This is a genomic window from Microbacterium sp. ZOR0019, from assembly GCF_000800925.1.
Lineage (GTDB): Bacteria > Actinomycetota > Actinomycetes > Actinomycetales > Microbacteriaceae > Microbacterium > Microbacterium aurugineum.
Window position 1 is genome coordinate 79,802 of sequence record NZ_JRKC01000010.1, and the last position, 17,363, is coordinate 97,164.

Sequence of the window (17,363 nt, forward strand, 5' to 3'; positions counted from 1 at the left end):
CGGACCTCATGCGAGGTGCGGAGAGACGGCAGCCGCAAATGTCTCCGCCGTGCGGCGCACGACGCTCTCCGGGGCATCCGCCCAGATCTCGGCGTTGAAGATCTCGACCTCGATGTCGCGGTCGTACCCGGTCGCGACGACCGCGCGGGTGAGTGAGCCGAAGTCGATCACCCCGTCTCCTGTGTAGTGCCGGGAGAGCAGCACGTCGGCGGCGAGGGGCGTCTTCCAGTCGCACACCTGATAGGTCGCGATCCGGTTCTCCCTGCCCGCCCGCGCGATCTGTTCGAGCACCTGCGGATCCCACCAGATGTGGAACGTGTCGACGGCGGCCCCGACCACCTCGGGCGCGAAGTCAGCGGCGATGTCGAGTGCGTGCCCGAGCGTCGAGATGACGGCGCGATCCGACGCGTACATCGGATGCAGCGGCTCGATCGCGAGCGTCACCCCCGCCGCCTCCGCCTCGGGAGCGAGGACACCGATCGCATCGCGCACCCGCTCCCGCGCTCCGTTCAGGTCGCGTGATCCCGCAGGCAATCCGCCCGCGACGAGCACGAGCACGGCGGTCGAGCCTTCCGCACCGGCCGCGGCCAGCGTTGCGGTCTCCTCGATCGCCCTGCGGTTGTCATCCAACGCCGTTTCCCGGTCCGCACCGGCCGGCAGGGTGAAGAAGCCGCCCCGGCAGTGGGTCGAGAAGCGCAGACCCGAGTCGGACAGCATCCGCGCAGCGACGTCGAGGCCGACCGCGTGCACGGGCTCCCGCCAGAGGCCGATCGATCGCACCCCCGCGTCGGCCGTGACCCGCAGTGCGGTGGCGAGATCGGCATGCTTGATCGTCGCCTGGTTGATCGACAGGCGCGGGTCGGGGATCTGCGAAGAAGGGCTCATGCGTCCACTCCGTTCACGCGCAGCATGCGGTGCCACCGTTCCTGCGCGAGGTCGGGCTGCTCCAGCGCGAGCGAGGTGTTCGCAAGCTCGACGATGCGACTCAGATGCGGCAGGCTGCGCGCGGAATGCAGGCCACCGACCATCTGGAACGCGGGCTGATGCCCGTTCAGCCAGGCGAGGAAGGCCACGCCCGTCTTGTAATAGAACGTGGGGGCGGCGAAGATCTGCCGGCTGAGCGCTTCGGTCGGGCCCAGGATGCGCAGATACTCCTCCTGGTCACCGGCGTCCAGAGCCTGGATCGCCGCCGAAGCCACCGGGGTGATCGCCGCGAACGCGCCGAGGAGCGCGTCGGAGTGCATGTCGTCGCCCGGCGTCATCCTTTCCGCTGTGCCCCCGATCAGACGGACGTAGTTGAAGTCGTCGCCCGTGAACATCCGCACGCCTTCGGGAAGCCGTGCGCGCACCGAGATCTCGGACTCGGCGTTCAACAGACTCATCTTCACTCCCGCGATCTTCCCCGGGTTCTCGGCGATGATCTGCAGCAGCACCTCGGATGCCTCCTGCCAGCCGTCTGCCCCGAAGTAGCCGGCGAGCTCAGGGTCGAAGGCGGTTCCGAGCCAATGCAGCACGACGGAGGTCGTCGCCCGGGACAGCACCTCGCGGTACACACGACGGTAGTCCGCGGCATCCGTCGCCGCGCGGGCGAGGTGCCGGGACGCCATCAGCACAGGACCGGCACCGTGCTCCTCGGCGAAGTGCAGCTGTTCGGTGTAGGCCGTGATCACCTGGTCGAGGGAGATCGCCGACTCGGCGATGTGGTCGGTGTTGACGCCGACCACCACCGAGCCGCCTTCCTCGCGGGCGACTTCAGCGCTGCGAGCGATCAGTTCCCGCGTGGCCGCGGCGTCCAAGCCCATGTTGCGCTGCGCGGTGTCCATCGCATCGGCGACTCCGAGCCCCCAGGAGAACACGTTGCGGCGGAACGCGAGCGTGGCGTCCCAGTCGATGTCGGCGGGTTGCCCGGGGGTGTTGTCGGCGTGCACCTTGGGCACGACGTGTGCGGCGGCGTACGCGACACGGCTTCGCAGCGGCGCGGTCGGACGTGTGCAGGCGCCGACATCGTTGAGAGCGACGTCGGTGGTCGCGCCTGTCGGGTGCAGGAGTCGGAGCGTGGCCATCGTGCGCCTCAATCCAGGGTCAACGACTCGAGGGCGATCTTGCGGCCCTCGGCGCTGGAGGTCAGACCGGCCTCGGCGAACTGCACTCCACGGGCGCCCGCGAGCAGGTCGAACGGGTAGTCGGTGCCCTCGACGTACGACACCAGATACTCCTCCCACTGCTGGCGGAAGCCGTTGAGGAAGACATCGTTGGTCGGCACCTGTTGCCAGTCCGCGTCGTAGTCGCGGGTGTCTTCGAGATCAGGGTTCCACACCGGCTTGGGGGTGGCGTTGCGGGGCTGGATCTTCGCGCCGAACAGCCCGACCACCGCGGATCCGTGGGTGCCGTCGACCTGGAACTCGACGAGCTCGTCCCGGTTCACGCGCACGGTCCAGGAGGAGTTGATCTCGGCGATCACGCCGCCCTCGATCTCGAAGATGCCGTAGGCCGCGTCCTCGGCCGTCGCCGTGTAGTGCTCGCCGTGCTCGTCCCAGCGGTCGGCGATGTGCACGGCCGCCTGCGCGTAGACGCTCTTGACCTCGCCGAAGAGATTCTCCAGCACGTAGTTCCAGTGCGGGAACATGTCGGTGATGATGCCGCCACCGTCTTCCGTGCGGTAGTTCCAGCTCGGGCGCTGCGCGGGCTGCCAGTCGCCCTCGAAGACCCAGTACCCGAACTCGCCGCGCACCGAGAGGATGCGACCGAAGAAGCCCGAGTCGATCAGACGCTTGAGCTTCTGCAGGCCCGGCAGGTAGAGCTTGTCATGCACGACCCCGGTCTTCACGCCGGCCTCCTTCGCGAGGCGCGCGAGTTCGAGTGCTTCCTCGAGCGACTCGGCGGTGGGCTTCTCGGTGTAGATCGCCTTGCCTGCGGCGATGGCCTTGCGGATCGCGGAGGCGCGCGCCTTGGTCACGAGGAAGTCCGCGTAGATCTCCCACCGGGGGTCAGCGAGCGCGGCGTCGAGGTCGGTCGTCCAGTCCTCGATGCCGTGCTTCGCGGCGAGCTCGGCGAGCTTGGACTCGTTGCGGCCGACGAGGATCGGCTTCACGGTGATGCGGGAGCCGTCGGACAACTCGATACCGCCCTGATCGCGGATCGCGAGGATCGAGCGCACGAGGTGCTGCCGATAGCCCATGCGCCCCGAGACGCCGTTCATGATGATCCCGATCTCGCGGGTGTTCGCCTGTGCCATGGTGTTCCGTTTCTGTCTCGGGAGGCTGGTCGTAGTTCCGATCCACAGGACCGGAAAGCGCTTTCCGAGATCATGTCATGAGCTTCCGCCCGAGTGCAACCACGCAATCCGACCCGGCGGCCCCGCGCCCCGCTCCGGTTCGGCAGCCCCGCGCCTCGATCCGGTCCGGGAGTCCGGCGCCTCGATCCGGTCCGGGAGTCCGGCGCCTCGATCCGGTCCGGGAGTCCGGCGCCCCGATCCGGTCCGGGGCCCCGGTCCGGTCCGATCCGGTCCGGACTCCCGGCCCTGCCTCACCACTTCCGTCGACGCCCCCCGTGCGCGCCGAGACCCCCTCGCGCGCACGACGTCAGGAGGGGGCGTCGACGACAGGAGGGGGTCTCGACACAGGAGGAGGTGTCGGGAGGAGCGGAAGGGGCGTCGGGAGGCGGGGGTGGGAGGAAGGAGCAGGGACGCGTCAGCGCGAGGATGTGCTGGCGCGCTCGACGAGCTCCGTCGGGACGACGACCGACACCGCATCTCCCGCAGCACCCTCGATCGCCGCGACGAGCGACGACACGGCCCGGTGTGCGAGAGCCGCGAAGTCCTGGCGGATCGTGGTCAGCGGAGGACGGTAGTTCGCCGCCTCCGGCACATCGTCGAACCCGATGACCCCGACGTCGTCCGGCACGCGTCGCCCCGCTTCGGCGAGCGCGCGCAACAGACCGAGCGCCATCTGATCGTTGGCACAGAAGACGGCGGACGCCGCCCGCAACTCCCCGCCCGCTGCATACCCCGAGTCCGCACTCCAGTCGCCGCGAACCACCGGGGGCGGGCGGACTCCGGCGGTCACGAGGGTCTCGCGCCATCCGCGCTCACGCTCGATTGCGGCGAAGGAGTCGGCTGGTCCCGCGAGGTGGTGCACCGTGTCGTGGCCGAGAGCGAGGAGTCGGGCCGTGGCAGCGGAGGCACCACCGGCATGATCGCTGTGCACCGACGCGAACCCGGCTTCGGTCGGGGCGTCCACCACGACCAGGCGCAGTCCGGCGGGCGGCTGTGCACCGGGGACGAGCGCCGAGGCCTCGTTCAGCACGATCGCACCGTCGACCTCCTGCTCGGCGAGTCGATCGAAGGCCTCGGCGACATCGGCGGCAGCGGTCACGAGCGTGAGGGCGTACCCGCGTTCGGCCGCGGCCTCGGCGGTGGCCTGCAGCATCCGTGAGTTGCCGACCGTGGCGAGGGTGGTGACGACGAGTCCGATGGTCTGCGAACGGCCGGTGCGCAACGCCCGAGCGGCGCGGTGGGGTCGATAGCCGAGTTCCGCCATCGCACGCTCGACCCGAGCTCGGGTGTCGGGGTCGACCCGCGGGCTGCCGTTGACGACGCGCGAGACGGTCTGTCCCGAGACCCCGGCGCGGACGGCGACCATGGCCATCGACACGCGCCCCGTGGAGGAGCGTCGCCGATCGACCCTGAGGCCCTCGACTTCGCTGCGCTCGCTCACCCTGTCTCTCCGTCCACCGGTTCACAACTCCGTCATGTTGACGTTATCACGGCCCTGTGCGTACCATGTTTACGTGAACACGCACGATCTTCCTGAGTTGCGCACCGAGGCCCTCGGCGCCGGCGTCGTCAAACGCACCACCACCCTCGCCGACGGCCGCGACCTCTTCTACTACGACGAACCCGGCACGACTCTGGGCGCCGAGCGGGCGGTCGACGCCCGCGTGCTCGACCCACGGCCCGACACCGCAACCATGCGCCTCGACGTGCTCACCGGCGACTGGATCACGGTGGCCGCGAATCGGCAGAACCGCGTGATGATGCCCGGCGCCGACGCCGACCCCCTGGCACCGCAAACGCCCGGCAACCCGTCCGAGGTCCCTTCGCGATACGACGTCGCGGTGTTCGAGAACCGCTCCCCCGCGTTCGGCCCCGCGCTCAGCGAAGCCGTGGGCGGTGCCCCCCAGGCGCCCAATGCACCACGCGGACGGGACGACCTCTCCGCGCTGGGCCTCGGCCGCACCCGTGCCGCCGTCGGACGCTGCGAGGTCGTGTGCTTCAGCCCCGAGCACTCCGGCTCTTTCGGCACGCAGTCCGAGACCCGCGCCCGCACCGTGATCGAGGCCTGGGCGGACCGCACCGCTGCCCTGTCGACACTGCCCGGCATCGAGCAGATCTTCCCCTTCGAGAACCGCGGCGAGGCGATCGGCGTGACCCTGCCGCATCCGCACGGCCAGATCTACGCCTACCCGTACGTGACTCCCCGCACGACCCGCGTCCTGGAGTCGATCGACCGGACGGCCCCCGACCTGTTCCAGCACATCCTCGAATCCGAGCAGGCGTCGGAGCGCGTGGTCCTCCGCGGCGAGCACTGGACCGCCTTCGTGCCGTTCGCCGCCCGCTGGCCACTCGAGGTGCATCTGATGCCGCACCGCCACGTTCCCGACCTCGCCGAGACGACCGCGTCCGAGCGCGACGAGCTCGCTCCGCTCTACCTGCGCCTGCTGCGCGGCGTCGACGCCCTCTACGACTCCCCCACCCCGTACATCGCCGCCTGGCATCAGGCACCGGTGCACGTCGGACGCGACACCGTGCGCCTGCACCTGCAGCTCACGAGTCCGCGCCGCGCCGCCGACAAGCTGAAATTCCTGGCCGGCTCCGAGGCCGCGATGTGGGCCTGGGCCGCCGAAGTCCCGCCGGAAGCGGGGGCCGCTCGCCTGCGCGAGGCCATCGAGCGCGCGTCGCCGACCACCACCGGAGAAGGAGCATCCGCATGACCACGGCCCACGACGACGCGCGAGCGCTCTACACCGAGCTCACGGGACGGCGACCGGACGGCGTCTGGTCCGCACCCGGCCGCGTGAACCTCATCGGCGAGCACACCGACTACAACGACGGCTTCGTCCTGCCGTTCGCCATCCCCCAACGCACCTTCGCCGCGGTCGGCCGCCGCGACGACGACCGCGGCCGCGTGCGGGTCAGCTCCCGTTTCGCCTCCGATCCGGTCGAGGTCGGCCTCGACGAACTCGACCGGCTCTTCCCGACCGCACCGGGCACGTCTCCGGCCGTTCCCGAATGGGCGGCCTACCCGCTCGGCGTCGCGTGGGCGCTGCGCCAGGCCGCGACCGGCGACGGCCCGTTCCGTGGTGTCGACATCGCGATCGCCTCCGATGTGCCGGTGGGAGCCGGACTCTCCTCTTCCGCCGCGATCGAGGGAGCGACGGCCTCCGCGCTCGACGAGCTGTGGGGCACGGGCCTCGACGGCAGAGCCCTCGCCCGGATCGGACGACGGGCGGAGAACGAAGCCGTCGGCGCACCCACCGGGATCATGGACCAGATGGCGTCCATGCTGGGAGCGCCTGACACCGCTCTCTTCCTCGACTGCCGTTCACTCGAGACCGAACTCGTGCCGCTCGGCATCGCCGAGGCAGGCCTCGCCATCCTCGTGATCGACACCCGCGTGAAGCACGCCCACTCCACCGGTGGCTACCGCGATCGTCGCGCCTCCTGCGAGCGCGGAGCCGCAGCCCTCGGGGTGCCCGCACTGCGCGACGTGTCGATCGCCGACCTGCCCCGCGCCCGCGAACGGCTGGACGAGGAGACCTTCCGCCGAGTGCGGCACGTCGTGACGGAGAACCAGCGCGTGGTCGACACGGTGCACACGCTCCGCACGGACGGCGCGCGGGCCATCGGCGACCTGCTCATCGCCTCGCACGCGTCGATGCGTGACGACTTCGAGATCTCGACCCCCGAGCTCGACACCGCGGTCGACACCGCACTCTCGGCGGGGGCATTGGGGGCGCGGATGACCGGCGGCGGCTTCGGCGGCGCGGCGATCGCGTTGATCGAAAAGGATGCCGTCGAGACCGTATCCGCAGCGGTGAACGCGGCCTTCGTCGCAGCCCGGTTCGCGGCACCGCACCTGTTCACCGTCACCCCTTCTGCGGGACCTCACCGCGACGCCTGACAGAATGATCCATCGGGCCGCGAAGATTCCGCGGCAGGAGAGGAATGCAGTGTCCTGGATCGTCACCGGCGGTGCCGGCTACATCGGTGCCCACGTCGTCCGCGCCCTCGCGAGCGCGGGGATGACCCCCGTCGTCCTCGACGACCTGTCCAGCGGGGTCGCACCGTTCGTCCCCGAGGGCGTCCCGTTCGTGCGGGGCAGCATCCTCGACCGCGCACTCGTCGAGAAAGCGCTGCGCGACCACGACGCGGAAGGCGTGATCCACGTCGCCGGGTACAAGTACGCGGGCGTTTCGGTGCAGCGCCCCCTGCACACCTATGCCCAGAACGTCGAGGGCACCCGGATCATCCTCGAGGCCATGGAGGCCGCGGGCGTCTCGAACATCGTGTTCTCCTCCTCGGCCGCCGTGTTCGGCACTCCTGATGTCGCGCTGGTCGTCGAGGACACAGCGAAGAAGCCGGCCAGTCCGTACGGAGAGTCGAAGCTCATCGGGGAATGGCTGCTGCGCGACCAGGCGATCGCGACGGCCGACTCCGCACACCCGCTGCGCCACACCTCGCTGCGGTACTTCAACGTCGTGGGCTCGGCCGACCCCACGGTCTACGACGTGAGCCCGCACAACCTCTTCCCGATCGTGTTCGAAGCACTGCTCGAGGGCAGGACGCCGAAGATCTTCGGCGACGACTACGACACCGAGGACGGCACCAACGTGCGCGACTACGTGCACGTCGGCGACATCGCGGCAGCGCACGTCGCCGCCGCCCAGCGCCTCGCAGACGGACGACCGATCGAGACCGCATACAACCTCGGATCCGGCGAGGGACTCAGCGTCACGCAGATCATGGACGCCGTGGCCCGAGTCACCGGCATCGACTTCACCCCCGAGATCGGACCCCGCCGTCCTGGCGACCCCGACCGCATCGTGGCCACCGGGGAGCTCGCCGCGCGCGACCTCGACTGGACCATGCGATACACCGTCGACGAGATGGTGCGCACGGGATGGGAGGCGCGGAAGGCGGCGTCCCTCTAGGGCTCAGAGGTCGCGGGTGCGGATCGGATAGAGCCAGAAGCACAGCCACGCGAGGGCGGTGAACCCGAGCGGGATGACCGCGAGCATCAGACGGATACCCCCGTCGACGCTTTCGGGCTGGGCATCGCCGAGCGTGGCGTCGAACCCCGAAACCGTCAGCACCACCGCGGCCACGACCGCCTGCAGCACGACCGAACCGCGCACCACGAAACCGTTCACTCCGAAGTAGGCGCCCTCCCGTCGGTGCCCGGTGCGCACGGTGTCGTCATCGATGATCTGCGCGAGCATCACCTCGAGCAGCTGCAGCAGTCCGCCGACGCCGACCCCCACGGCGACTCCGACCAGCGACGCCCCGAGCACGGTCGACGGCGCGAGGTAGCCGAGCACGGCGACGCCGAACACCGCGACGCTCCACAGCACGGCGGTGCGCGGTGACGTGCGACGGACGACCGCGCTCCACAGCACGATCGAGGGGATCGCCGTGGCGAAGATCGCCCCGAGGAGCAGGCTCCCCTCCCCTTCCTCGGCGTGCAGCGAGTACCGCACGTAGAAGGGGACCGCGGCCAGGATGACCGCGATCGAGGTCTGGACGAACAGCGAGCCCAGCACGTAGGGGACGAACGCCCGGTTGCGAAAGGTGTAGGTCAGCTGATCCTTCCACCGCATGGCTTCCGACGCCGCCTCGGGCACCCGGCGCTCGATCATCCCGCCGAAGAACGACCACGCGAGCAGCACCAGGCAGACCGCGCCGAGCACGAGCGCCATACCCGGCCATCCGAGAGCGCCGTACAGGGCGGGGGCGCCGGCCGTGCCGAGGACCATGCCGAGGATCGCGAAGATCTGCCGGGGGACGTTGCCGCGGGCGCGCTCCTCCGTGGTGCGGAAGATCTCGGGGAACAGTGCCGAGATGTTCAGCACCACGACGACGAAGGCGATGTCGTACACGGCCACGACGACGAGGAACCAGACGATGAGACCGGCGACGGGAAGTTCGGGCGGCATCCACACCAGCGTGAACGCGACGACGAGCGGCACGACGCCCAGCCCGATCCACGGGATGCGACGGCCCCAGGGGGTGCGCAGCCGGTCGGAGATCGCCCCCACGACGGGGTTCAACACCGCGTTCAGGATGCCGTGGGCGATCATCGCCACGGCCACCCACCCTGCCGGCACCGCGAGGTGCGAGACGTAGAAGTAGACGACGAACGCGGAGAAGGTCTGCGCCATGAGCTGCGTCGGGAAGCCGGAGGCTCCGAACGCGATCGCCTGCCGTCGGGTCGGAGCCGCGTCGAGACGGCGGTCGCGCAGGCGCTCGCCCACCGAGGTCATCGGACACCTGCCCGCTGCACGTCACGCAGGGCACGCCAGCCGACGCGCACGAGCGCCTCATCCTCGATCGCCTGCAGCACCGCGGGGTCGCGGAGCAATCGCAACTCATAGCCGCGCTTCGTCGCACTGAAATCGACCGCTGACCGCAGCTCCTCGTCGTCGACCATCGGATGCAGATAGATCTCGGTCACGCCTGCGGGAACCGCGCGCAACAGGGCGATGAAGCCGTCACGCACCTGCTCGTAGGTCTCCTCCTCCGGCGTGCCCTCCCCGAGCAGCGGGAAGGGATGCGACCAGAGCCGGTCGATGATCACGACGCCGGACGCATCGGCGGCAGCAGCAGCGGCATCGAGGGTCGCCTGCAGGGCCGCGTCCTCGCCCACGCCGTCCATGCTGCGCGGCAGCCGGAACGGAAGGCCGTGACGCGCGGCGAGCTCGAACACCGGACGAAGGAAGTCGCGACCGGTCTCGAGCCCGTAGACGGAACCCATGTGGTTGTCGAGATGCGTCACGTCGACGCCGGCGTCGAGCGCGGCCTGGAGCTGGGCGGCGAGTTCGGCGGCCACATCCTCGTCCGATGCGGTCTGCTCGACGGACGCGACATCCACGGGGAAGAAGCCCGCCGCGTCGACGAGGCTCGTGGCCGTGCCGGTGAGCGGCCGCCACCGGTAGCGAGACCATTCGCTCGTGAGCACGAGATGCACACCGATGTCGAGGTCAGGGCGGGAGGCGGCGAAGGCGAGCGCCTCCGGGGACCACGAGCATGGCACCATCACGGTCGCCGAGTCGATCCGGCCGGCGTCCAGGAGGTCGACGATGGCGGTGTTCGCCGCATGGCACATGCCGAAGTCATCCGCGTTGAGGATGATCGCTCGTGCGCCGGGGGCGAGGCCGAGACGGTCGGCGAGGTCGGAGGGAAGGGTCATCGGTGATCCTGTCGGAAAGGGGCGGTGGGGGGCGGCGATCCTCAGCGTCCGGGCTTCGCGGCCGGCGTGAGGATGCGGGTGAACAGGGTGCCGCGGAGCGCGGACGCCGCCTCGCCGACGGCACCGACGAGCGGCGCCTCGGGTCCGAACGAGGAGACGAGGAACCGCAGCGGGAGCTGCGCTACGTATTCTTCGGCGATCCGCTCGATCGCCGCCACGAGCGCGGGGTGTGCTGCCCGGCCGCTCAGGATGAAGGCTTCGGGGTCGAGCACCAGACCCACGCTGCCGGCCACGAGCACGATGCGTCGTCCGATCTCCTCCACGACCCGGGCCGAGGCGGCGTCCCCGCGCGCAGCGGCCTCGAGGCGGTCCGCCAGGGAGGCGTCGGGGTCGCACCCCTCGTTGAGAGCGAGATCGCGGACGACGGCGTCGCTCAGGATGGGTGCACCGATCGGGAGCGGGGGCTGCGGCAGGTACATGACCTCGCCCGCCACACCGGAGAATCCGCGGTGCAACGCTCCGTCGACCACGATGCCCGCTCCCAGTCCGTCGTCGAGCAGGAGCAGCGCGAAGCTGGCGAGGTCCCCACCCGCGCCGGCGGTGAGCTCGGCGAGGGCTGCGAGGTTGACGTCGTTCTCGATCCGGACCGGGCAGTCGAGGGCCGTGGCGAGCGCGGTGCGGAAGGCGCCGCCGTCAGGGCCGAGGTCATCCCGGATGCCGCCATCCGGGGTGACGATGCCGGGGACGCCGACGACAGCGAGGTGGACGGCGTCCTTCGTCGCCTTGACCGCACGACGGCAGCGGTCGACGAGGTCGACGATGTGCGCGACGCGGTCTTCGGTGGACGTGAGCGCAGCGTGCTGCTCGGCGCGCACGGCCCCGCTCGCGTCGACCAGGACGACATGCGCTGCGTGGTGGTCGATGTGCACGGCGGCGGCGAAGCCGAGTCGCGGATGCAGGGCGACCCGTCCGGCTGCGGGTCCGCGGGTCTCTCGATCCACGCCGGCCGCGGCGACGGCTCCTGCCCCTTCGAGCATCCGCAGCACCTGGGTGACGGCGGTGCGGGAGAGACCGGTCGTCGACATCAGCTCCGCGCGGGTCTGCGGACCGCTGCGCGCCAGGGCCTCCAGGATCGCGCGGCCGTTGAGCGTGCGGAGCAGGCCCTGCGGTCCCGCGAGTGGTCTGGACATGCGTTCCGGCGTCTCCCTCGCTCGCGCGTCCTCGACGCGGTGTCCGCAAGCATGCCACATCGCGTCGCACTCGTCGACAGTTCGCCGCTCCTTTCCGCCCTCGATTTGACGCTCTCGGGGTTCGCCGCTTAGATTACAGATCGGTAACGGCGGCATCCGGGGGGATCGCCCGCCACGCACACCTCCCCTCCGGAAGGATCCCGTCACGAATTCCCTGCCGCCCGAGAGCGCTCACGACGCCTCGGAAGCCCCCACAGAAACCGCCGGTACGCCTCGACCGCTTCTGCGGCGCGACCTGCGCCGTTCCGCGAACGCCGAGCAGCAGCCCGCCCGCACCGCGAACACGCCGGACACGGACGCCCCTCGCCCGTCGTCGCCTCCGGCATCGCCGACCGAGTCCCGCCCGCGCGCCGCCCGCGAGCAGCCCCCGACGCCATCCCCGGAACCGACGCCATCCCCGGAACCGACGCAGCCCTCGACGCCATCCCCGGAACCGACTGAGCAGCCCCCGAGCGCGACGCGGACCCGTCGGCGGAAGGCCTCGACCCCGCGGATCCGTCCCCGCCGAGCGACGCGCCCGTGGGCGAAGGCCAAGGCGGTGGGAGCCACACTCGCGGTCGGCGCGATGATCACCGGGGCAGCACTGCCCGCGTTCAACCCGGAGATCACTTCGGTCGCCGCCGCCTCCGCCGAAGTCACGACCGCCGCGAGCGACTTCGCGCAGTCGTACACCTCGACGGACGAGATCCGCGCGGAGATCGCGCCTCGAGGGAACTTCGCCGCGACGACGCCGGAGGAGATCAAGGAAACGCGTTCGCGTGCCGTCGCCGCCGCGATCGCCGCCGGCATGCCTCTCGGAAGTGCCATGGAGATCCCCGTCGCCGATCGCGTCGTGATGCCGATGGCCGACGGCACCTACACGTTCACCGACGGCTTCGGCGCCTCCCGCCCCGGCCGGTCGCACCTCGGCCAGGACTTCGCCGCGGGGGTCGGCACGCCGATCAACGCCGCGATGACGGGCTGCGTCTCCCGCTCCACCGAGAGCTATCAGGGCTACGGAGTGACGATCCAGATCGAGAGCATCGTCGATGGCCAGGCCGTGAGCACCGTCTACTCGCACCTGAACTACGGCACCCGCGCGGTCGAGGTCGGCGACTGCGTCGACGCCGGGCAGTACATCGGCGACGTCGGATCGACCGGGTACGTGTTCGGCTCCTGCCTGCACTTCGAAGTCCACATCAACACGGTCGCGGTGGATCCCATGCCGTGGCTCGAGAAGAACGTGAGCTGAGGCGCACCCTGCCGCGGAGAGCCTCTCGCCCCTCCCCTAGGGTGGACGGATGAGTCCGCTGGTGGTCCGGGAAGCGGGCGTCGACGACGCCGACGAGGTGGCTCGCGTGCACGTACGGTCCTGGCAGGCTGCCTACCGCGGGCTCATCGACCAGTCCGTGCTCGACGGGCTCTCCATCGCCGAACGCGCGACGGGCTGGCGTCGCCTCATCACGGATCCGCTGCCCACGACTCTCGGGCTCCTGGTCGCCGAACGCGACGACCGCATCCTCGGGTGGACGTCGTTCGGCTCCGGCCGCGACCCCGACGGCTTGGCCTACGCCGAGGTGTACGGGATCTACGCGGATCCCGATGCCTGGTCGACGGGCGCGGGACACGCGCTTCTCGACGCCGCCGAACAGCGCATGGCCGACGCCGGACACGCGCGCGCCTACCTGTGGGTGCTCGACGGGAACGTGCGTGCCGACACGTTCTACGCGCGCCACGGCTGGATCGAAGACGGCGCCATCAAGATCGAGGAGCGCCCCGGGTTCACCCTCTGCGAGCACCGCCGCGTGAAGCTGCTGGCACCCTGATCGCAGGGCCTCCGGCGCGGGTGGGCGTCAGTCGAGGGCGCTCATCACGTGCTTGATGCGGGTGTAGTCGTCGAAGCCGTATTGGGAGAGGTCCTTGCCGTAGCCCGAGTGCTTGAACCCTCCGTGCGGCATGTCCGACACGAACGGGATGTGGGTGTTGATCCACACGCAGCCGAAGTCGAGGTCGCGCGAGAAGCGCATCGCGCGGGCGTGATCCGTCGTCCACACCGAGGACGCGAGCGCGTACGGCACATCGTTCGCCATCTCCAACGCCTCGCTCTCCTCCGAGAACGACTGCACCGTGAGGACCGGCCCGAAGACCTCCCCCTGGACCACCTCATCGTCCTGCCGCACGCCCGACACGATCGTGGCCTCCCAGAAGTAGCCCTGTTCGCCCTGACGGCGACCACCGGTCTCGATCTTCGCGTGCGCGGGGAGGCGGTCGATGAAGCCCTGCACCTGCGCGAGCTGTGCGGCGCTGCTCAACGGGCCGTAGAGGACGCCGTCCTCCCGCGGACCGCCCGTGCGCGCATGGCTGCGCGCCCGCGCGACGAGTGCCTCGACGAGCTCGTCATGCCGTGACTCATGCACCAGCACGCGGGTCGCGGCCGTGCAGTCCTGTCCGGCGTTGAAGAAGGCGCCCGTGATGATGCCCTCCACGGCCTTCTCGAGGGACGCATCCGCGAACACGATCGCGGGCGCCTTCCCGCCGAGTTCGAGGTGCACGCGCTTGACGTCGCTCGCCGCCGACCGCGCGACCGCCATCCCCGCACGCACCGAGCCGGTGATCGCGACCATCTGCGGGGTCGGGTGCTCCACCAGCGCGACACCCGTGTCGCGATCGCCCAGCACGACGTTCAACGTGCCGGCCGGCGTGTGCCGGGCGACGATCTCCGCCAGCAGCAACGTCGTCAGCGGAGTGGACTCAGCGGGCTTCAGCACGACGGTGTTGCCGGCGGCGAGCGCAGGGGCGATCTTCCACACGGCCATGTTCAGCGGGTAGTTCCAGGGCGTCACCTGCCCGATCACACCGACGGGCTCGCGGCGGACGAACGACGTGTGGCCGGCGAGGTACTCCGCTGCCGCTCGTCCTTCGAGACTCCGCGCGGCCCCGGCGAAGAAGCGCAGCTGATCGACCGACTGCATGATCTCGTCCGCCACGAGGCTCGCCCGCGGCTTGCCGGTGTCCTGCGATTCGAGGTCGGCGAACTCCTCCGCGCGGGCTTCCATCTCGTCGGCGATCCGGAACAGCGCGAGCTGTCGGTCGGCGGGCGTCGTGTCGCGCCAGAGCGGGAAGGCCGCGGACGCGGCGGCGTAGGCGGCGTCGACGTCGGCCGCGGCCGAGACGGGCGACTCCCCGTAGATCTCCTCGGTGGCAGGATCGATGAGCGGCATCCGCCCCGAGCCGTTCGCGGGCACGAAGTGTCCGCGGATGAAGTTCTGCAAGGGAGCGGAGGTCTTCAGAAGAGTGCTGGGCATGGCGTCATGCTAGCGCGTCGGGTGCGGAATCTGAAGATGTAGACCGATAATTCAACTGAATCAGTTGCAGATCAGCGTCATAGCTGACAATATCGACACATGAGCTCGAAGCCTGCCCAGCCCGCACTGGATGACATCTCCAAGCGCATCGTCGAACTGTTGCAGGAGGACGGCCGCCGTCCCTACGCGGAGATCGCACGCGAGGTCGGTCTGAGCGAGGCCGCCGCACGGCAGCGCGTGCAGCGGATGACCGAGGCGGGTGTCATCCAGATCGTCGCGGTCACCGATCCGATGCAGCTCGGCTTCCGGCGCATGTCGATGATCGGCATCCGCGTGTCGGGCGACCCCCGCACCATCGCCGAAGAACTCACGACCATCCCGGAATTGGCTTACGTCGTGGTCACGCTCGGGACGTTCGACATCCTCGTCGAAGCCGTGTGTGAGGACGACGAGCACCTGATCGACCTGATCGCGACCCGCATCCGGACCATCCCCGGCATCGCGCACACCGAGAGCCTGCTCTACGCGGGCCTCTACAAAGACCTCTACAACTGGGGAACGCGCTGACGCGCCCCCCTCACATCGGAGTGAACATGGGCACCACCGTCTTCGAACGCCGACGTCCGCCGCAGGGAATCGTCGACGACTCCCTGCGCGAGACGGCTCTCCGCGTGTTCTGGCTCGACGACGTCGATCGGCCGACGCATCCCTCCCTGAACGGGACGGTCCGCGCGGATCTCGCGATCGTCGGCGGTGGGTACGCCGGCCTGTGGACCGCCGTGCGCGCCAAGGAACGCGACCCCGGACGACGCGTCGTCCTGCTGGAGGCGTCGCGGATCGCGTGGGCCGCGTCCGGCCGCAACGGGGGCTTCTGCGAGTCGAGCCTGACGCACGGCCACGAGAACGGTGTGAACCGCTGGCCGGAGGAGATCGACCGGCTCGAAGAGCTGGGGCACGCCAACCTCGACGGCATCGAGGAGACGATCGCGCGCTACGGCATGGACGCCGAGTTCGAGCGCACCGGACAGCTCGCCGTCGCCGTCGAACCGCACCAGGTCGACTGGTTCCGCGAGGAACCCGGATTCCTCGACCGCGAGGCGGTGCAGGCGGAGGTGCACTCGGAGACGTTCCTCGCCGGCGACTGGGACCGCGAAGGATGTGCGATGGTGCACCCCGCGAAGCTCGGCGTCGAGCTGGCACGTGTGGCTGCCGACCTCGGCGTCGAGATCTACGAGCACAGCCTGGTGCGTGCGATCGAGGGCGACGGGTCCGGCCCCATCGCCCTCGTCACCCCGAACGGCCGGGTGGTCGCCGATGCGGTCGCGCTCGGCACGAACGTCTTCCCTTCCCTCCTCAAGCGCAATCGCCTGATGACCGTGCCCGTGTACGACTACGTGCTGATGACCGAGCCGCTCTCCACGGAGCAGCTCGCCGCGATCGGCTGGTCGAACCGGCAGGGTCTCGCCGACAGCGCGAACCAGTTCCACTACTACCGCCTCACCGCCGACAACCGCATCCTGTTCGGCGGCTACGACGCGATCTACCACTTCGGCGGCAAGGTGCGCCCGGAGTACGAGGACCGCATCGAGAGCCACCGCCGGCTCGCCTCGCACTTCTTCACCACGTTCCCGCAGCTCGCGGGCCTGCGCTTCACGCACCGGTGGGCGGGTGCGATCGACTCGTCCAGTCGGTTCTGCGCTTTCTTCGGCACCGCGCGCAAGGGACGCGTGGCCTATGCGACCGGCTTCACCGGTCTCGGTGTGGGCGCGGCGCGCTTCGCCGCCGACGTGATGCTCGACAAGCTCGCGGGCGAGGAGACCGAGCGCACCGAGCTGCGGATGGTGCGGGAGAAGCCCATTCCGTTCCCGCCCGAGCCCGCCGCCTCGATCGGCGTCAACCTGGTGCGCGCGGCGATGGATCGAGCCGACCACAACGAGGGCAAGCGCAACCTCTTCCTCAAGACGCTCGACGCCCTCGGCATGGGCTTCGACTCATGAGCAGCCTCGCTGCGGGCGGCGGAGTGGATGCCATCGCCCTGGACCTCGCGCATGCTCCCCTACCCGCGGACGAGGTGATCGCCGGGGCTCCGACCACCGCCGTGCACGAGCTCGCGACCCTCGGCGGTGTCGAAGTGGGCATCTGGGAGATGACGCCGGGCACCGCCACGGACACCGAGACCAACGAGGTCTTCGTCGTGCTGTCGGGCCGTGCCACGATCGCGTTCGCCTCGTCCGGGCTGCCCGATCTCGAGGTCGGCCCCGGCTCGGTGGTGCGCCTCGCGGAAGGCATGCGCACCACCTGGACCGTCACCGAGACGCTGCGCAAGGTCTACGTCGCCTGACACCCCGGTGCGTCGGCCGATG

The 17,363-nt window shown here is 70.1% G+C and carries 16 protein-coding genes; 8 read left to right on the plus strand and 8 right to left on the minus strand.

The features are described 5' to 3' along the window. Positions 1-6: 6 nt before the first annotated feature. From L978_RS03415 to L978_RS03430, 4 genes are all read right to left on the minus strand, one after another. Positions 7-885, minus strand: a complete 879-nt coding sequence (locus L978_RS03415; RefSeq protein WP_047520286.1) for a sugar phosphate isomerase/epimerase family protein — start codon at positions 883-885, stop codon at positions 7-9. Next, positions 882-2,063, minus strand: a complete 1,182-nt coding sequence (locus L978_RS03420; RefSeq protein WP_047520288.1) for a dihydrodipicolinate synthase family protein — start codon at positions 2,061-2,063, stop codon at positions 882-884. The genes L978_RS03415 and L978_RS03420 overlap by 4 nt, the downstream gene beginning before the upstream one ends. Before the next feature lie 8 nt (positions 2,064-2,071). Then, positions 2,072-3,235, minus strand: coding sequence for a Gfo/Idh/MocA family protein (locus L978_RS03425; protein ID WP_047520289.1), 1,164 nt, complete (start codon positions 3,233-3,235; stop codon positions 2,072-2,074). A 454-nt stretch (positions 3,236-3,689) separates the two neighbouring features. Further along, entirely contained in the window at positions 3,690-4,646 is a 957-nt protein-coding gene (locus L978_RS03430; RefSeq protein WP_047520375.1) for a LacI family DNA-binding transcriptional regulator, read from the minus strand. A gap of 142 nt (positions 4,647-4,788) precedes the next feature. On the opposite strand from L978_RS03430, the gene galT reads away from it, so the two are divergent. From galT to galE, 3 genes are read left to right on the plus strand one after another with little or no spacing between them, the layout of a single operon-like run. Next, positions 4,789-5,991, plus strand: a complete 1,203-nt coding sequence (gene galT / locus L978_RS03435; protein ID WP_052193297.1) for a galactose-1-phosphate uridylyltransferase — start codon at positions 4,789-4,791, stop codon at positions 5,989-5,991. After that, positions 5,988-7,181 carry a galactokinase gene (galK, locus tag L978_RS03440; protein WP_047520293.1) on the plus strand — a complete coding sequence of 398 codons (1,194 nt, stop codon included), beginning with the start codon at positions 5,988-5,990 and terminating at the stop codon, positions 7,179-7,181. The genes galT and galK overlap by 4 nt, the downstream gene beginning before the upstream one ends. Before the next feature lie 49 nt (positions 7,182-7,230). Further along, on the plus strand, positions 7,231-8,211 hold the full coding sequence (gene galE, locus L978_RS03445) for a UDP-glucose 4-epimerase GalE (protein ID WP_047520295.1): 981 nt from the start codon (positions 7,231-7,233) through the stop codon (positions 8,209-8,211). A 3-nt stretch (positions 8,212-8,214) separates the two neighbouring features. Here galE and L978_RS03450 read toward each other — a convergent pair whose 3' ends face one another. The 3 genes from L978_RS03450 to L978_RS03460 are packed head-to-tail and all read right to left on the minus strand — an operon-like array spanning position 8,215 to position 11,656. Continuing rightward, positions 8,215-9,540: an MFS transporter gene (locus L978_RS03450; RefSeq protein ID WP_047520297.1), complete on the minus strand. Its 1,326-nt coding sequence runs from the start codon at positions 9,538-9,540 to the stop codon at positions 8,215-8,217. Then, positions 9,537-10,466 carry a polysaccharide deacetylase family protein gene (locus L978_RS03455; RefSeq protein ID WP_047520299.1) on the minus strand — a complete coding sequence of 310 codons (930 nt, stop codon included), beginning with the start codon at positions 10,464-10,466 and terminating at the stop codon, positions 9,537-9,539. Before L978_RS03455 ends, L978_RS03450 begins: the two co-directional genes overlap by 4 nt. Positions 10,467-10,507: 41 nt before the next feature. Beyond that, entirely contained in the window at positions 10,508-11,656 is a 1,149-nt protein-coding gene (locus L978_RS03460; RefSeq protein WP_047520301.1) for an ROK family transcriptional regulator, read from the minus strand. Between the two features lie 598 nt (positions 11,657-12,254). Here L978_RS03460 and L978_RS03465 point away from each other — a divergent pair. Continuing rightward, the gene (locus L978_RS03465) at positions 12,255-12,947 is read left to right on the plus strand and encodes a M23 family metallopeptidase (protein ID WP_231554960.1); all 693 of its coding nucleotides are present in this window, start codon (positions 12,255-12,257) and stop codon (positions 12,945-12,947) included. 49 nt (positions 12,948-12,996) lie between these two features. Beyond that, complete coding sequence (locus L978_RS03470) at positions 12,997-13,521, plus strand: GNAT family N-acetyltransferase (protein WP_047520305.1); 525 nt, start codon at positions 12,997-12,999, stop codon at positions 13,519-13,521. A 27-nt stretch (positions 13,522-13,548) separates the two neighbouring features. Here L978_RS03470 and L978_RS03475 read toward each other — a convergent pair whose 3' ends face one another. After that, positions 13,549-15,000: a gamma-aminobutyraldehyde dehydrogenase gene (locus L978_RS03475; protein ID WP_047520306.1), complete on the minus strand. Its 1,452-nt coding sequence runs from the start codon at positions 14,998-15,000 to the stop codon at positions 13,549-13,551. A gap of 99 nt (positions 15,001-15,099) precedes the next feature. On the opposite strand from L978_RS03475, the gene L978_RS03480 reads away from it, so the two are divergent. Genes L978_RS03480 through L978_RS03490 form a run of 3 tightly spaced genes read left to right on the plus strand, consistent with a single transcriptional unit; the run spans position 15,100 to position 17,341 of the window. Further along, positions 15,100-15,567 carry an Lrp/AsnC family transcriptional regulator gene (locus L978_RS03480; protein ID WP_047520308.1) on the plus strand — a complete coding sequence of 156 codons (468 nt, stop codon included), beginning with the start codon at positions 15,100-15,102 and terminating at the stop codon, positions 15,565-15,567. 26 nt (positions 15,568-15,593) lie between these two features. After that, positions 15,594-16,997: an NAD(P)/FAD-dependent oxidoreductase gene (locus L978_RS03485; protein ID WP_047520310.1), complete on the plus strand. Its 1,404-nt coding sequence runs from the start codon at positions 15,594-15,596 to the stop codon at positions 16,995-16,997. Next, the gene (locus L978_RS03490) at positions 16,994-17,341 is read left to right on the plus strand and encodes a cupin domain-containing protein (protein ID WP_047520312.1); all 348 of its coding nucleotides are present in this window, start codon (positions 16,994-16,996) and stop codon (positions 17,339-17,341) included. The genes L978_RS03485 and L978_RS03490 overlap by 4 nt, the downstream gene beginning before the upstream one ends. Positions 17,342-17,363: the final 22 nt, after the last annotated feature.